11 protein-coding genes are annotated in these 15227 nt (G+C 69.0%); 3 read left to right on the forward strand and 8 right to left on the reverse strand.

Annotated features, from left to right (window positions below; genetic code table 11):
* Positions 1-10: 10 nt before the first annotated feature.
* From ACSQ4M_RS16245 to ACSQ4M_RS16255, 3 genes are all read right to left on the reverse strand, one after another.
* Positions 11-400: a hypothetical protein gene (locus ACSQ4M_RS16245; RefSeq protein WP_436190479.1), complete on the reverse strand. Its 390-nt coding sequence runs from the start codon at positions 398-400 to the stop codon at positions 11-13.
* A gap of 108 nt (positions 401-508) precedes the next feature.
* Positions 509-1900 (reverse strand): MFS transporter, encoded by a 1392-nt coding sequence (locus ACSQ4M_RS16250; RefSeq protein WP_436190480.1) that lies wholly within the window; start codon positions 1898-1900, stop codon positions 509-511.
* Positions 1900-3021: a quinone-dependent dihydroorotate dehydrogenase gene (locus tag ACSQ4M_RS16255; protein ID WP_436190481.1), complete on the reverse strand. Its 1122-nt coding sequence runs from the start codon at positions 3019-3021 to the stop codon at positions 1900-1902. The genes ACSQ4M_RS16250 and ACSQ4M_RS16255 overlap by 1 nt, the downstream gene beginning before the upstream one ends.
* 45 nt (positions 3022-3066) lie before the next feature.
* Between ACSQ4M_RS16255 and rpiA the strand changes: the two genes are divergently transcribed.
* The gene (gene rpiA / locus ACSQ4M_RS16260) at positions 3067-3762 is read left to right on the forward strand and encodes a ribose-5-phosphate isomerase RpiA (protein WP_436190482.1); all 696 of its coding nucleotides are present in this window, start codon (positions 3067-3069) and stop codon (positions 3760-3762) included.
* Here the strand turns inward: rpiA and ACSQ4M_RS16265 are convergent.
* The 5 genes from ACSQ4M_RS16265 to ACSQ4M_RS16285 form a co-directional block, all read right to left on the reverse strand.
* Positions 3759-4388, reverse strand: coding sequence for a glutaredoxin family protein (locus ACSQ4M_RS16265; RefSeq protein WP_436190483.1), 630 nt, complete (start codon positions 4386-4388; stop codon positions 3759-3761). The two genes, rpiA and ACSQ4M_RS16265, sit on opposite strands and share 4 nt — an antisense overlap.
* A complete protein-coding gene (locus tag ACSQ4M_RS16270; RefSeq protein ID WP_436190484.1) occupies positions 4388-6451 on the reverse strand; it encodes a M3 family metallopeptidase in 2064 nt (687 codons plus the stop codon). The genes ACSQ4M_RS16265 and ACSQ4M_RS16270 overlap by 1 nt, the downstream gene beginning before the upstream one ends.
* A 58-nt stretch (positions 6452-6509) precedes the next feature.
* The gene (gene folD, locus ACSQ4M_RS16275) at positions 6510-7361 is read right to left on the reverse strand and encodes a bifunctional methylenetetrahydrofolate dehydrogenase/methenyltetrahydrofolate cyclohydrolase FolD (RefSeq protein WP_436190485.1); all 852 of its coding nucleotides are present in this window, start codon (positions 7359-7361) and stop codon (positions 6510-6512) included.
* 64 nt (positions 7362-7425) lie between these two features.
* On the reverse strand, positions 7426-8049 hold the full coding sequence (locus ACSQ4M_RS16280) for a response regulator transcription factor (RefSeq protein WP_436190486.1): 624 nt from the start codon (positions 8047-8049) through the stop codon (positions 7426-7428).
* On the reverse strand, positions 8046-10607 hold the full coding sequence (locus tag ACSQ4M_RS16285) for a PAS domain S-box protein (RefSeq protein ID WP_436190487.1): 2562 nt from the start codon (positions 10605-10607) through the stop codon (positions 8046-8048). The genes ACSQ4M_RS16280 and ACSQ4M_RS16285 overlap by 4 nt, the downstream gene beginning before the upstream one ends.
* Before the next feature lie 201 nt (positions 10608-10808).
* Between ACSQ4M_RS16285 and aceE the strand changes: the two genes are divergently transcribed.
* Entirely contained in the window at positions 10809-13532 is a 2724-nt protein-coding gene (gene aceE / locus ACSQ4M_RS16290; RefSeq protein WP_436190488.1) for a pyruvate dehydrogenase (acetyl-transferring), homodimeric type, read from the forward strand.
* 29 nt (positions 13533-13561) lie between these two features.
* Positions 13562-15226: a dihydrolipoyllysine-residue acetyltransferase gene (gene aceF, locus ACSQ4M_RS16295; RefSeq protein ID WP_436190489.1), complete on the forward strand. Its 1665-nt coding sequence runs from the start codon at positions 13562-13564 to the stop codon at positions 15224-15226.
* The last annotated feature ends 1 nt before the right edge of the window (position 15227 follow it).

The following is a 15227-nucleotide window of genomic DNA, read 5'->3' on the forward strand; positions in this document are numbered from 1 at the left end:
CGCGCGGCGTTCACAGCGCCATCGGCTGCGTGACCGGGAAGTCGCCGGCCGCCATCTGCCGCGCCGCCGCGACCAGTGCCGCGCGGCGCGCGCGCAGGCGCTGCAGTTCCAGGGCCACGCCGGGACCGAAACCCTGGCGGTTGCCGCGGCGGTCGGTCTGCAGTTCGTCCAGGTAGTCGATGCAGCGCAACGGCAGGGCCCACAGCGCGGCGATGTGGTTGAGCACCCGCGGATGGCGGCGCGCGCACTGCTGCGGCCGCAGGGCTTCGGGCAGGCTTTTCATCCACAGCACGGTGAGGCGTTGCAGGGAGTCGTCCAGCGCACCGTGGCCGCTGCGCTTGTAGCGCGGCACGACCAGCACCCTGGGCGCTGGCGCGGTGGGGCGGGCGGGGTGCTGCATGGGCGGAGGGGGAGTGGAGCCGCAGCCAGTCTAGGCCGCTTTCCGGTGGCGGCGGTGCACTGCACGGACGGACGGCAGCCGGACGGCGACGGCCGCCACCGGTGCCCTTCAGGTCCGCCTGGTGCGCAGCAGGCTGAACAGGCCGGCCCCGGCGGCCAGCGCGGCGGCCAGGCCCAGCGCCATCTTGGCGCCGTCCGCATGGCCGGCCCGTGGCGCGGCCAGGCTGAACAGCACGGCCAGCAGCACCGCGCCGATGCTCTGGCCCGTGAGCCGCGCCGTGCCCAGCATGCCGCTGGCGCCGCCGGCGCGGTGCGGCGGCGCCGAGGTGACGATCAGGTAGTTGTTGGGCGACTGGAACAGGGCGAAGCCGATGCCGCACAGCGCCATGCGCCAGGCGATGTCGGCGTTGTGCGGCTGCGCGGGCAGCAGGGCCAGCAGCGCCAGCCCGCTGGCCATGGTCCACATGCCGGCGCAGCCCAGCAGGCCGGGCTGCACGCGGCCGATCAAGCGGCCGGCGATCGGCGCCGCGACGATGCTGCCGAGCGGCCAGGCCGTGATCAGCAGGCCGGTGTCCACGTGCGAGCGGCCGTAGCCGTCCAGCAGCAGGAAGGGCAGCGCGATGTTGGACAGCATCTGCGCGGCAAAGGCCGTGACCGAGCTGCCCATGGACAGCGCGAACACGCGGATGCGCAGCAGGTCGACCGGGAACAGTGGCACGGCCTGGCCGAGCTGGCGCCGCACGTAGACCACGCCCACCGCAAGGCCCACCGCGATGAGCAGCACCGACTGCAAGGCCACGCCGGGTTGGCGGGCGCGGGTGCCGAGCTGGTCCACGCCCAGGAAGACCAGCGCGAACATGGCGGCGTTGAGCCCCACGTCCAGCAGCGACAGCCCGCCCCTGGCCAGCGGCAGCGGATTGGCCGGCAGCGCACGCAGGCCCAGCAGCAGCAGCGCGGCCGCAACCGGCAGGTTGATCGCGAACAGCCATGGCCAGCTGGCGACCGAGAGCACGGCGGCCGCCACGCTGGGGCCGGCCACCGAGGCCACGGCCACGGTCATGGAATTGATGGCGATGCCGCGGCCCAGCAGCGCGCGCGGGTAGGTCAGCCGCACCAGCGCCGAGTTGACGCCCATGACGCCGGCCGCGCCCATGCCCTGCAGCGCACGCGCCGCCACGAGCGTGGGCAGGTCGCGCGCGAGCACGCAGCCCAGCGAACCCAGCAGCAGCACGGCCACGCCGGCCAGGTAGACGCGGCGGTAGCCCAGCAGGTCGCCCAGCTTGGCGCAGGGCAGCAGCAGCACCAGCACGCCGAGCTGGTAGGCGTTGACGATCCAGATCGCATCCGAGGCCGGGCGGTTCAGGTCGCGCGCGATGCCGGGCAGCGCGAGGTTGACGATGGTGGCGTCCAGCACCGAGATGCCGATGCCGAGCAGGATCACCGCCATCGACCAGTAGCGGGCCGGCGTCGGCAGGCCGTCCCCGGGCTCTGCTGTGGACATCAGGCCTTGCGGTCGCGGATCGCCTGGGCGGCGTCGCGCACCAGCGCCGGGCCCTGGTAGATCAGGCCGGTGTAGATCTGCACGAGGTCGGCGCCGGCCTCGATCTTGGTCAGCGCATCGCGCGCCGACAGCACGCCGCCCACTCCGATGATGGGGAAGGCCGGGCCCAGGGCCTGGCGCAGCTGGGTGATCACGCGGTTGCTGGCGGCCAGCAGCGGCGCGCCGGACAGGCCACCGGTCTCCTCGGCATGCGGCAGGCCCTGCACACGGTCGCGCGCCAGGGTGGTGTTGGTGGCGATCAGGCCCCAGCCCAACTGGTCGGCGGCGTTGTCGGCGTCCGCGTAGCGCTTGAGCGTGGCGGCGATCACGGCGACCTGGGCTTCATCCAGGTCGGGTGCGATCTTCACGAACAGCGGCACGCGGCGCAGCTGCGTGCGGCCATCGGCGCTGGTGCTCGCGTGTTCGCGCGCAAGCACGGCACGGCGCTCGGCCAGTGCGCCCAGCAGGGCGTCCAGCGCGGCATCGGCCTGCAGCGTGCGCAGGTTCTGCGTGTTCGGGCTGGAGATGTTGATCGTGACGTAGTCGGCGTGTGGGTAGACGCCCGACAGGCCCGCGAGGTAGTCGTCGGTGGCGCGCTCGGTCGGCGTGGCGGCGTTCTTGCCGATGTTCAGGCCCAGCAGCATGGGCTTGCCGGCCTGCTGGCGGAATCTGGCGCGCTGCACGTTGGCGATGAAGGCCGCCAGGCCGTCGTTGTTGAAGCCCAGCCGGTTGATCAGCGCCTGTGCCTGCGGCAGCCGGAACATGCGCGGCTTGGGGTTGCCGGGTTGGCCCAGCGGCGTGACCGTGCCGACCTCGACGAAGCCGAATCCCAGCGCGCCCAGCGCATCGATGCAGCGGGCGTTCTTGTCCAGGCCGGCGGCCAGGCCCACACGGTTGGGGAAGTGCAGGCCGGCGACGGTGACGGGGTCATCGATGCGGCGGTCGCACCAGGCCCAGGAGAGCGGCGTGCCGTGGGTGCGGGCCAGGGCGGACATGGTGGCGTCGTGGGCGGCTTCGGCGTCCAGGCCGAACAGCAGGGGCCGGGCCAGGGCATAGGTGAGCCGGGTCGGCAGCAAGGGCATCGGATAATTCTCGGCCAGTTCTCAACAAACGCCGGATTCTTCCAGATGACCTCCAACGCTCCGCTGACGCAAGACCAACTCAAGGCCCTGGTGGGCCGCGCCGCCCTCGCTTACGTGGTGCCGGGCGAGATCCTGGGCGTGGGCACGGGTTCCACCGTCAATTGCTTCATCGACGCGCTGGCCGAAATGCGAGACCAGATCCCGGGTGCGGTGTCGAGCTCGGAGGCCAGCACGGCGCGGCTGAAGGCGCTGGGCATCCCGGTGTTCGACGCCAATGCCGTTGGCGAGCTCGCCGTCTACGTGGACGGCGCCGACGAGATCGACGGCCAGGGCCACATGGTCAAGGGCGGCGGCGCCGCGCTCACGCGCGAGAAGATCGTGGCGGCCCAGTCGCGTCGCTTCGTCTGCATCGCCGATGCGTCCAAGAAGGTGCCGGTGCTGGGCCGCTTCCCGATCCCGGTGGAGGTGGTGCCGATGTCGGCGCAGCAGCTGGTGCGCCGGTTCGCCGCGATGGGCGGCCAGGCGACGCTGCGCCAGGCCAAGGACGGCAGCGGCCCGCTCGTGACCGACAACGGCCAGCACATCCTGGACGTGGCCGGCCTCGCCATCGCCGACCCACTGGGCTTCGAGACCCAGGTCAGCCAGTGGCCAGGCGTGGTCACGGTGGGCGTGTTCGCCCACCAGCGCGCCCAGGTCTGCCTGCTCGGCACGCCCGAGGGCGTGCAGACGCTGACGTTCTAAAAGACGATGCCTGCGGGGTTGGACGGGGCCCGCGCCGGTGCGGGCGCCGGTGCTGCGGCCGTGCGCGGGGGCGCGGCTTCCGTGGGTTCGGCCGTGCGCACGGCCACCAACGGCTGCGCGGGCGGCGCGCGGTAGCTCAGGGGCAACTGCGAGCTGCGGGGGTAGCCCGCGCTGTCCAGGTACTGCGTCCACTCGCCGGGCGCAAAGCCCTTGAGCCGCTGGCCGCCGATCGTGACCACGGGCAGGCTGTTGTCGCCCGACAGGCGGCGCAGCGCCTCGATGTCCTCGTTGCTCTGCACGGTGCGTTCGCTGAACGGCACGCCGCGTGCGGCCAGCAGTTGGCGCGCGCTGTCGCAGGGGGCGCAGTCGCTGCCGGTGTACAGCGTCACCGGAAAGCGGCCCGCGGTCTGCCGCAATTCGTAGGGCAATGTGGTGGGGGCGGGCGCAATGCCACCGCGGCTGGCCGTCGTCGCGGCTTGGGTGTCGCTGGTGATGGGCCGGTCGGAGAAGGTGACGCGGCCATCCGGCCCCACGCTGCGGTACACGGCCTGGGCTGAACACAGGCCCGCGGCCAGCAGCAGCGCCGTTGCCACGGCGTGCTTGCCGGCGGGCGCGGCGCCCGACATCAGGCCATGCCCTGGTGGCGCAGCAGCGCGTCCAACGTGGGTTCGCGGCCGCGGAAAGCCTTGAAGGACTCCATCGCCGGGCGGCTGCCGCCGGCTTCGAGGATGGCCTCGCGGTAGCGCCGGCCAGTCTCGATGCTGGGCAGGCCGTCCGCGCCCGCGGTTTCCTCGAAGGCGGCATAGGCGTCGGCGCTCAGCACCTCGGCCCACTTGTAGCTGTAGTAGCCGGCCGCGTAGCCGCCCGCGAAGATGTGGCTGAAGGTGTTGGGCGTGCGGCTGAACGCGGGCGAGGGCAGCACGGCCACCTCGGCGCGCACGCGGGCCAGCAGTGCCATGAAGTCGGCATCGGGCGCGTGTTCGGTGTGCAGCAGCATGTCGAACAGCGAGAACTCGATCTGGCGCAGCGTCTGCATGCCGCTCTGGTAGTTCTTGGCGGCCAGCATCTTGTCGTACAGCGCGCGCGGCAGCGGCTCGCCCGTGTCCACATGGGCCGTCATGTGGCGCAGCACGTCCCACTCCCAGCAGAAGTTCTCCATGAACTGGCTGGGCAGTTCCACGGCATCCCATTCCACGCCGCTGATGCCGGACACGTCGCGCTCGTCCACCTGCGTCAGCATGTGGTGCAGTCCGTGGCCGAACTCGTGGAACAGCGTGGTCACGTCGTCGTGCGTGAGCAGCGGCGGCTTGCCGTCCACGCCGGCCGCGAAGTTGCAGACCAGCTGCGCCACCGGGGTCTGCAGGCGGCCGTCGTCCGGGCGCAGCCAGCGTGCGCGCACGTCGTCCATCCAGGCGCCGCCGCGCTTGCCGCTGCGCACCGAGGGGTCGAGGTAGAACTGGCCGACCAGTTGCGGCCCTGCGTCGTTCCGGCCGGCCTGTGCCGCCGCACGCTCGATGCGGTAGAACTCCACGGTGGGGTGCCACACGGGCGCGTTGTCGCGCCGGATGCTGACCTCGAACAGCGTCTCGATGATCTTGAACAGCCCGGCCAGCACCTTGGGCGCCGGGAAGTACTGCTTGACCTCCTGCTGGCTGAAGGCGTAGCGGGCTTCCTTGAGCTGCTCGCCGATGTAGCTCCAGTCCCAGGGCTGCGGGTCGGCCAGGCCAAGCTTCTCGGCGGCGAAGGCGCGCAGGTCGGCCACGTCCTTCTCGGCATAGGGCCGGGCGCGCTGCGCCAGGTCGCGCAGGAAGCCTGTCACCTGGGCCGGCGAATCGGCCATCTTGGGCACGACCGAGACCTCGCCGAAGTTGGCGTAGCCCAGCAGCTGCGCCTCTTCCTGGCGCAGCGCGAGGATCTCGCGGATCAGTGCGGTGTTGTCGAATTTGGTCGCGTCACCCTCGGCCTGGTCGGAGGCGCGCGTGGCGTAGGCGCGGTACAGACGTTCGCGCAGCGCGCTGCTCTTGGCGAACTGCATCACGGGCAGGTAGCAGGGCAGCTTGAGCGTGAGCTTGAAGCCGGCCTGGCCCTCGGCTTCGGCGGCAGCGCGCGCGGCCTGGCACACGTCCGCGGGCACGCCGTCGAGTTCCTCGGCAGTGGCGTAGTAGGCATAGGCGTCGGTGGCGTCCAGCGCGTTCTCGCTGAACTTCTGCGACAGCTCGGCCTGGCGTTCCTGGATCGCGGCGAAGCGTTCCTTGGCCGCGCCGGTCAGCTCGGCGCCGCTCAGCACGAAGTTGCGCACCGCGTTGCGCAGCGCCTGTTGCTGGGCCGGCGTCAGGCGCTTGGCATCGATGGCCTTGTACTTGGCGTACAGGCGCTCGTCGGCGCCCAAACGGGTCCAGAACTCGGTCACGCGCGGCAGCGCCTCGTTGTAGGCGGCGCGCAGCTCGGGCGTGTCGGCCACGGCGTTCAGATGGCTCACGGCGCCCCAGGCCCGGCCCAGGCGCTCGGTGGCGGTGTCCAGCACGCGCGAGATGGCGCTCCAGTCGGCCGGGAAGTCCGGCGCCGTGGCCTGCTCCAGCGCAGCGCTGGCTTCGTCCAGCAACTGGTCGATGGCGGGCGCCACGTGCTCGGGCCGGATCTGGTCGAACAGCGGGAGGTCGGAGAACGAGAGGAGGGGGTTGGACTGCATGCAGGGCATTTTGCGCCAGCCCCGGCAATCACAAGCCCCGGACGCAGCTATCGTGTCCTTAGGCTGCAGCGCGCTCGGCCGCTTCCAGCGTGTTGACCAGCAGCATGGCGCGCGTCATCGGGCCGACGCCGCCCGGCACGGGCGTGATCCAGCCGGCGACTTCCTTGACGCCAGCGAAATCCACGTCGCCGCAGAGTTTGCCTTCGGCATTGCGGTTCATGCCCACGTCGATGACCACGGCGCCGGGCTTGACCATGTCGGCCGTGACCAGGTTCTGCTTGCCGACCGCGGCGACGATCACATCGGCCTGGCGCGTGAAGGCCGCGAGGTCTGGCGTGGCGCTGTGGCAGACGGTGACCGTGGCGCTCTGCGCCAGCAGCATCATGGCCATCGGCTTGCCGACGATGTTGCTGCGGCCGATCACCACGGCGTGCTTGCCGCGCAGGCTGTAGCCGATGGATTCCAGCATGCGCAGGCAGCCGTGCGGCGTACAGGGCCAAAAGCCCGGCTGGCCAACCATCAGCGCGCCGGCGCTGGCGACGTGGAAGCCGTCCACGTCCTTGGCGGGTGAGATCGCCTCGATGACCTTGTTCGCGTCCATGTGCTTGGGCAGCGGCAGCTGCACCAGGATGCCGTGCACGGCGGGGTCGGCGTTGAGCGCGTGGATGCGCGCGAGCAGGTCGGCTTCGGCCAGGTCGGCCGGGTGGCGTTCCAGCGTGGCCTGCAGGCCGGTCTCGCTGCTGTCGTTGACCTTGTGCTTGACGTAGACCTGGCTGGCCGGGTCGTCGCCGACCAGCACGATGGCCAGGTGCGGCTGCACGCCGCGGGCCTTCAGTGCGGCGGTGCGACCGGCCACGTCGGCGCGGATCTGGCGGGCGAGGGCGTTGCCGTCGATCAGTTGGGCTGTCATGGGGAATCTCCAAGAACAACGCCCGCCAACCGGACGGTGGACGGGCGCTGCGGGGTGGGGAGGGTCAGGCTTTGGCGGTCTGGCCCAGTGCGATCTTGAGCAGGTCGGCCACGGTGTTGGCGTTCAGCTTTTCCATGATGTTGGCGCGGTGCGCCTCCACGGTCTTGATGCTGATGCCCAGGTCGTCTGCGATCTGCTTGTTGAGCCGGCCGGCGACGATGCGTTCGAGCACCTGCGATTCGCGCGAGGTCAGCTTGGACAGCAGCGCGCCGCGGCTGGCGGCCTGCTGGTGGTCGGTGAAGGCGTCCTTGGCATGGTCCAGCATGCGCTCGACCAGGGCCACGAGTTCCTCTTCCTTGAAGGGCTTCTGGATGAAGTCCATCGCGCCCTTCTTCATGGTGTCCACGGCCATGGGCACGTCGCCATGGCCGGTGATGAAGACGATGGGCAGCGGGGACTTGCGCTCGATCAGCTTGTCCTGCAGTTCCAGGCCGGTCATGCCGCCCATGCGGATGTCGACCAGCAGGCAGGCCACTTCGCGTGCGTCGTAGCGCGACAGGAAGGCCTCGGCCGATTCGAAGCAACGGACGCGGTAGTCCTTGCCTTCCAGCAACCACTGGAGCGAATCGCGCACGGCTTCGTCGTCGTCGACAACATAGACCGTGCCTTTTTTGGGAATCAGGCTCATGCGGGTACTCCGGGGTTCTTTGCTGCGTTGGCTGGATTTGGCAGGGCGTTGGCGGCCTTTGCCAACGGGATCCAGAAGGAAAACCGACACCCCATGCACTCGGCACCATTGTAAATATTCTCGGCCTGCATCCTGCCCAGGTGCGATTCGACGATGGAGCGGCACAGGTTGAGGCCGATGCCCATGCCATGCGCCTTGGTCGAGAAGAAGGCTTCGAACAGGTGCTCCATGACCTCGGGCGCCAGGCCGGTGCCGGTGTCGGTGACGACGAACTCGATGCCGGGCACCTCGGACTCCTGGCGCGGCAGCACGCGCAGCTCGATGTTGCGCCGTGCGGGCGGCCGCTCGGCCGAGTCGATGGCCTCGGCCGCGTTGCGCAGCAGATTGACCAGGACCTGCTCGATCAGGATGGGGTCGACCATCAGCGGGGGCAGCCGCGCGGCGACGTAGTGGCTCAGGCGCACGTTGCGCCGGCGCAGTTCGATGCCGGCCAGCTCGACGGATTCCTGCACGATGTCCTGCACGTTGCTGAGGCTGCGCTGGGGCTCGCTGCGCTTCACGAAGGACTGGATGCGGTGGATGATCTGGCCGGCGCGCTGGGCCTGGCGCGAGGTCTTCTCCAGCGCGGCCAGCAGGTCCTCGTGCGCGATGCCGTTGCCTTTGATGCGCGACACCATGCCGTTGCAGTAATTGGTGATGGCCGCCAACGGCTGGTTCAGTTCGTGCGCGACGCTGGAGGCCATTTCGCCCATGGTGATCAGGCGGCTGGAGGTCTGGGCGCGCTCGGCATGGTGCGCGGCCTGCTCCTCGGCCTGGCGGCGCTGGGTGATGTCGGTGGCGATCACCATCTGCACGAGCCGGCCATCGACCCAGCTCAGGTAGCGCGCCCGCACTTCCAGCCACTTGCCGAGTTCGGGCACGTGGATCTCGGCGCTTTCGGCGTCGCTGGTGGTCAGCGAATCGGTGGGCAGGCCGGCATAGGCATCCACATCGTCCAGATGCTCGTCGTTGGGTGGCGTGGTCGGCATGCCGGCGCGCACCACCAGGCTCTCGTGGCCATGGGTCTGCGCGCCGAACCATTGGCGGTAGAGCTTGTTGGCGAACAGCAGTTCGGGGCTGCCCAGCGGCGCCACCGACACCGCGGCGTCCAGCGCTTCGAGCACCGTGGTGAAACGCTCGTACGAGGCCGACAGCTGCTCGCGGATGCGGTTGGGCTCGGTGATGTCGGTGATCGAGGCCATCCAGCCGGTCTGCTTGCCCACCGCGTCGATCAGCGGCGAGATGTACAGGCGCGCGTCGAAGATGGAGTTGTCGCGCCGCTTGATGCGCAGCTGGAAGCCCGAGGGCGTGCTGCGGCCGTTGAGCTCGTCCTCGAGCCGCGCGATCAGGTACTCCAGGTCTTCCTCGGGCCAGTAGGGGAAGGGCGCGGTGCGGCCCACCAGTTCGCCTTCGCTCCAGCCCGTCATCTGGCAGAAGGCCGCATTCACATAGGTGATGCGGCCCTGCAGGTCCATGGCGCGCATGCCGGTCAGCATGGAGTTCTCCATGGCGCGGCGGAAGTTGGTCTCGGCCATCAGCGCCTGCTGGGCCTGCTGGCGCCGGCGCGTGTGGCTCCAGCTGCCGATCAGCATCCAGGCCGTCAGCACCGACAAGGCGCCGACCAGCCAGAACAGCCCACTGCCGACCACGCCCTGCGAGGTGCGGTAGGCCTGGGCGCGCAGCACCAGGCCGTTTCCGACCGGCGAGACCGGGATTTCGTAGGGCTCGGCCTGGCTGGACCAGGGCAGCAGGCGCGAACCGGAGCTGGGCTGCGGCATGACCGTACCGGCCAGCATGCGCCCGTCGCTGGCCACCAGGGCAACTGCGTACTTGTTCAGCACCTCGGCCGGCACGCCGTGGCGCAGCAGCGCGTCGGTGCCGTACTCGGCCAGCACCACGCCGACGAAGCGGCCGCGGTCGGTCAGCGGGATGTGCAGTTGCAGCAGCGGCGTCGGGTCGCCGGACGTGCCCAGCGGCTGGCCGTAGACCGGCTGGTGCAGGTCGCGCGCCAGGCTGAAGTTGGTCTCGGTCTCGCCCGGGCGCAGCACGTCGTCCACCATGCGCATGAGCGGCGTGTGCAGGCTGGGCGCGGCGTAGCTGGTCTTGATGCGGCGGCGCTCGTCGATCCAGCTGACCGCCTGCAGCTCGGGGTACTGCGAGATCAGCGACTGCGAACGGCTGACGAACTCCTCGACATCGATTTCCTCGTTGGCGACATCGCGCGCCACGCGCATGAGCTGCTCCTGGCGCTCCAGCAGGCGCAGGCGGATCTGCTGTTGCGCGTACTCGACATCGCGCTTGACGGCCTCCTGCTCGCGGTCGATCTCTTCCAGCCGCAGATAGAGAAAGGAGGAGGCGATCGCCGCCAGGAACAGCACCACGGCGACCAAGGGCGCGAGTGCCGCGAAACGGTCCTGCCGGTGCGGCGCCTGGCGCACCCACCAGGCGCGCCAGGGCTTGCGCAGCGGGGCTGCGGCGGGCCTTGTCTCCGGCGTCTGATCAGGGGGGGGAACGCGCATGGGCGGCAGTGTATGTGAGGGTTTGCAGCAGTTGCCCATCAACGGGCATGGTGTGTCGAATGGCCGGGACATCCAATACTTCGACATTTCACAATGTAGAATTGTAAATTGCTATTTGAAAACTGAAGGGCGTGTGCGACACTTCGCCGCGCGGCCGAGAGTCGGCCCCTAGATACCGTCCATCTATTTCGAGGAGACCGCATGTCAGCACAACCCCAGAACCCGTCTGGCGCCGCCAACGACCCCAAGGACACCGACAGCCAGGAGACACGCGAGTGGATGGACGCGCTGTCCGCCGTCATCGCCAGCGACGGTCCCGGACGTGCCCACTACCTGCTCGAGCAACTGCTGGAACACGCGCGCCAGAACACGGTGGACATGCCGTTCTCGGCCAACACCGGCTACGTGAACACCATCGAGCCCAGCGAAGAGGCCCGCAGCCCCGGCAACCTGGAAATCGAACAACGCCTGCGCGCCTACATGCGCTGGAACGCCATGGCCATGGTGGTCAAGGCCAATCGCCACCATCCGCCCGAAGGCGGCGACCTGGGCGGCCACATCGGCTCCTTCGCCTCGCTGGCCAGCATGTTCGGCGCCGGCTTCAACCACTTCTGGCAGGCCGAGAGCGAGAAGCACGGCGGTGACCTGCTGTACATCCAGGGCCACGTGTCGCCCGGCGTCTATGCCCGCGCCTACCTGGAAGGCCGCCTGACCGAAGAGCAGCTGCTGAACTTCCGCCAGGAAGTCGACGGCAAGGGCCTGTCGAGCTACCCGCATCCCAAGCTGATGCCCGAGTTCTGGCAGTTCCCCACGGTGTCGATGGGCCTGGGCCCGCTGATGGCGATCTACCAGGCGCGCTTCCTGAAGTACCTGCACGCCCGTGGCATCGCCGACACCGCCAACCGCAAGGTCTGGGTGTTCTGCGGCGACGGCGAGATGGACGAGGTCGAATCCCTGGGCGCCATCGGCCTGGCCGCGCGCGAGAAGCTGGACAACCTGGTCTTCGTCATCAACTGCAACCTGCAGCGCCTGGACGGCCCGGTACGCGGCAACGGCAAGATCATCCAGGAGCTCGAAGGCGAGTTCCGTGGTTCCGGCTGGAACGTCATCAAGCTGATCTGGGGCAAGGGCTGGGACGCGCTGCTGGCCAAGGACCACGACGGCGCGCTGCGCAAGATCATGATGGAGTGCAACGACGGCGACTACCAGGCCATGAAGGCCAACGACGGTGCCTACGTGCGCAAGCACTTCTTCGGCCGCGACCCGCGCACGGCCAAGATGGTCGAGAACATGACCGACGACGAGATCTGGAACCTGCAGCGTGGCGGCCACGACTCGCAGAAGGTCTACGCGGCCTTCCATGCGGCCCAGAACAACGGCACCGGCCAGCCCACCGTGCTGCTGATCAAGACCGTCAAGGGCTTCGGCATGGGCAAGGTCGGCGAGGGCAAGAACAACGTCCACCAGACCAAGAAGCTGGCCGATGAGGACATCAAGGCCTTCCGCGACCGCTTCAACATCCCGATCCCGGACAGCCAGATCGCCGAGCTGCCGTTCTACAAGCCGGCCGACGACACGCCGGAGATGAAGTACCTGCACGAGCGCCGCAAGGCCCTGGGCGGCTACCTCCCGCACCGCCGCACCAAGGCCGACGAGAGCTTCACGATCCCGCCCCTGGACGGTTTCAAGTCGGTCATGGAGCCCACGGCCGAAGGCCGCGAGATCTCTACGACGCAGGCCTACGTGCGCTTCCTGACGCAGCTGCTGCGCGACCAGGCCCTGGGCCCGCGCATCGTGCCCATCCTGGTGGACGAAGCCCGCACCTTCGGCATGGAAGGCCTGTTCCGCCAGATCGGCATCTACAACCCCGCAGGTCAGCAGTACACCCCGGTCGACAAGGACCAGGTCATGTACTACAAGGAAGACAAGGGCGGCCAGATCCTGCAGGAAGGCATCAACGAGGCCGGCGGCATGGCCAGCTGGATCGCTGCGGCCACCAGCTACAGCACCAACAACCGCATCATGGTGCCGTTCTACGTGTACTACTCGATGTTCGGCTTCCAGCGCATCGGCGACCTGGCCTGGGCGGCCGGCGACATGCAGGCGCGCGGCTTCCTCTTGGGCGGCACCTCGGGCCGCACCACGCTGAACGGCGAAGGCCTGCAGCACGAAGATGGCCACAGCCACATCTTGGCCGGCACCATCCCGAACTGCGTGAGCTACGACCCGACCTTCGCGCACGAAGTCGGCGTGATCCTGCACCATGGCCTGAAGCGCATGGTCGAGCGCCAGGAAAACGTCTACTACTACCTGACGCTGCTCAACGAGAACTACGCCATGCCTGGCCTGCAGCCCGGCACCGAAGAGCAGATCATCAAGGGCATGTACCTGAGCAAGCAGGCTCCGGCCCTGCCGGCCGGCGCGCCCACCGTGCAGCTGCTGGGCAGCGGCACCATCCTGCGCGAGAGCTTCTTCGCCCAGGAACTGCTGGAGAAGGAATGGGGCGTGGCCGCATCGGTGTGGAGCTGCCCCAGCTTCAACGAGCTGGCACGCGACGGCCAGGACGCCGACCGCTGGAACCTGCTGCACCCGACCGAGACGCCGCGTGTGTCCTTCGTGGCGCAGCAGTTGGCGGGCTCGACCGGCCCGGTGGTTGCATCGACCGACTACATGAAGGCCTACGCCGAGCAGATCCGCCTGTTCGTGCCCAAGGACCGCACCTACAAGGTGCTGGGCACCGACGGCTTCGGCCGCAGCGACTTCCGCAGCAAGCTGCGCGAGCACTTCGAGATCAACCGCCACTACATCGTCGTGGCCGCGCTGAAGGCCTTGAGCGAAGATGGCGTCGTGCCGGTCGCCAAGGTGGCCGAGGCGATCGCCAAGTACGGCATCAAGACCGACAAGGTCAACCCGCTGTACGCCTGACCCGACAACACACGAGCGAGACGAACAACATGGCATTGGTGGAAGTGCAAGTCCCCGACATCGGGGATTTCGACGAAGTGACCGTCATCGAAGTGATGGTCAAGGTGGGCGACACGGTGAAGGCCGAGCAATCGCTGATCACGGTGGAGTCGGACAAGGCTTCGATGGAGATCCCGTCCAGCGCCGCCGGCGTGGTCAAGGAGATCAAGGTCGCCGTGGACGACAAGGTCAAGCAGGGCTCGCTGGTCCTGGTGCTGGAGGCCGCTGGCGACAGCGCCGCGCCCGCACCTGCCGCGGCTCCCGCCGCTGCGTCGGCCGCCCCGGCTCCCGCGCCGGCTGCGCCCGCTGCAGCGCCTGCACCGGCCCAGGCTGGCGGCACGGTCGAGATCCGCATTCCCGACATCGGCGACTTCAAGGACGTGGCCGTCATCGAGATCATGGTCAAGCCCGGCGACAGCATCAAGCTCGAGCAATCGCTGATCACGGTGGAGAGCGACAAGGCCTCGATGGAGATCCCGTCGTCCGCGGCCGGCGTGCTCAAGGAGCTCAAGGTCAAGGTCGGCGACACCGTGAACATCGGTGATCTGCTGGGCACGGTGGAATCCGCTGGTGCTCCGGTTGCTGCCAGCCCCGCGCCGGCGGCCGCTGCCGCCGCACCTGCCGCTGCCAGGAGCGAGGCGGCAGCGCCGGCCCCCGCGGCTGCACCTGCGACGGCCGCTGCACCCGCTGCCGCGCACAACCCGACCATCGCACCCACCGGCGCGCTGCCACACGCCTCGCCGTCGGTACGCAAGTTCGCGCGCGAATTGGGCGTGCCGCTGGCCGAGGTCAAGGGCTCGGGCCCCAAGGGCCGCATCACGCAGGACGACGTGCAGGGCTTCACCAAGTCGGTGATGAGCGGCGCCGTGCAGACCAAGGCCCAGGCCGCGAAGGCCCCGGCCGGCGGTGGTGGCGGTGCCGGTCTGGACCTGCTGCCCTGGCCCAAGGTCGACTTCGCCAAGTTCGGCCCCGTCGAACGCAAGGACCTGTCGCGCATCAAGAAGATCTCGGGCGCGAACCTGCACCGCAACTGGGTGATGATCCCGCACGTCACCAACAACGACGACGCCGACATCACCGAGCTGGAAGCCTTCCGCGTCTCCACCAACAAGGAGAACGAGAAGTCCGGCGTCAAGGTGACGATGCTGGCCTTCGTGATCAAGGCCGTGGTCGCGGCGCTCAAGAAGTACCCCGAGTTCAACGCCAGCCTCGATGGCGACGCGCTGGTCTACAAGAAGTACTTCCACATCGGCTTCGCGGCCGACACGCCGAATGGCCTGGTCGTCCCGGTGCTGCGCGATGCCGACAAGAAGGGCGTCATGCAGATCAGCCAGGAGATGGGCGATCTGGCCAAGAAGGCGCGCGACGGCAAGATGGGCCCGGCCGACATGACCGGCGGCTGCTTCTCGATCAGCTCGCTGGGCGGCATCGGCGGCACGCACTTCACGCCCATCGTGAACGCGCCCGAGGTGGCGATCCTCGGCCTGTCCAAGAGCGCGATGAAGCCGGTCTGGGACGGCAAGCAGTTCGTGCCGCGCCTGACGCTGCCGCTGTCGCTGTCCTATGACCACCGCGTCATCGACGGTGCCGCGGCCGCGCGTTTCAACGCGTACCTGGGCCAGGTGCTCGCGGACTTCCGCCGCATCATTCTTTGAA

This window comes from Pseudorhodoferax sp. LjRoot39 (assembly GCF_964253035.1).
GTDB lineage: Bacteria > Pseudomonadota > Gammaproteobacteria > Burkholderiales > Burkholderiaceae_C > Pseudorhodoferax.

Bases quoted from the DNA above. Each gene is read 5' to 3' on its own strand.
- ACSQ4M_RS16250 (WP_436190480.1), bottom strand. From the start codon at position 1,900: ATGTCCACAGCAGAGCCCGGGGACGGCCTGCCGACGCCGGCCCGCTAC.
- ACSQ4M_RS16255 (WP_436190481.1), bottom strand. From the start codon at position 3,021: ATGCCCTTGCTGCCGACCCGGCTCACCTATGCCCTGGCCCGGCCCCTG.
- ACSQ4M_RS16245 (WP_436190479.1), bottom strand. From the start codon at position 400: ATGCAGCACCCCGCCCGCCCCACCGCGCCAGCGCCCAGGGTGCTGGTC.
- aceE (WP_436190488.1), top strand. From the start codon at position 10,809: ATGTCAGCACAACCCCAGAACCCGTCTGGCGCCGCCAACGACCCCAAG.
- ACSQ4M_RS16285 (WP_436190487.1), bottom strand. From the start codon at position 10,607: ATGCGCGTTCCCCCCCCTGATCAGACGCCGGAGACAAGGCCCGCCGCA.
- ACSQ4M_RS16280 (WP_436190486.1), bottom strand. From the start codon at position 8,049: ATGAGCCTGATTCCCAAAAAAGGCACGGTCTATGTTGTCGACGACGAC.
- rpiA (WP_436190482.1), top strand. From the start codon at position 3,067: ATGACCTCCAACGCTCCGCTGACGCAAGACCAACTCAAGGCCCTGGTG.
- ACSQ4M_RS16270 (WP_436190484.1), bottom strand. From the start codon at position 6,451: ATGCAGTCCAACCCCCTCCTCTCGTTCTCCGACCTCCCGCTGTTCGAC.
- folD (WP_436190485.1), bottom strand. From the start codon at position 7,361: ATGACAGCCCAACTGATCGACGGCAACGCCCTCGCCCGCCAGATCCGC.
- ACSQ4M_RS16265 (WP_436190483.1), bottom strand. From the start codon at position 4,388: ATGTCGGGCGCCGCGCCCGCCGGCAAGCACGCCGTGGCAACGGCGCTG.
- aceF (WP_436190489.1), top strand. From the start codon at position 13,562: ATGGCATTGGTGGAAGTGCAAGTCCCCGACATCGGGGATTTCGACGAA.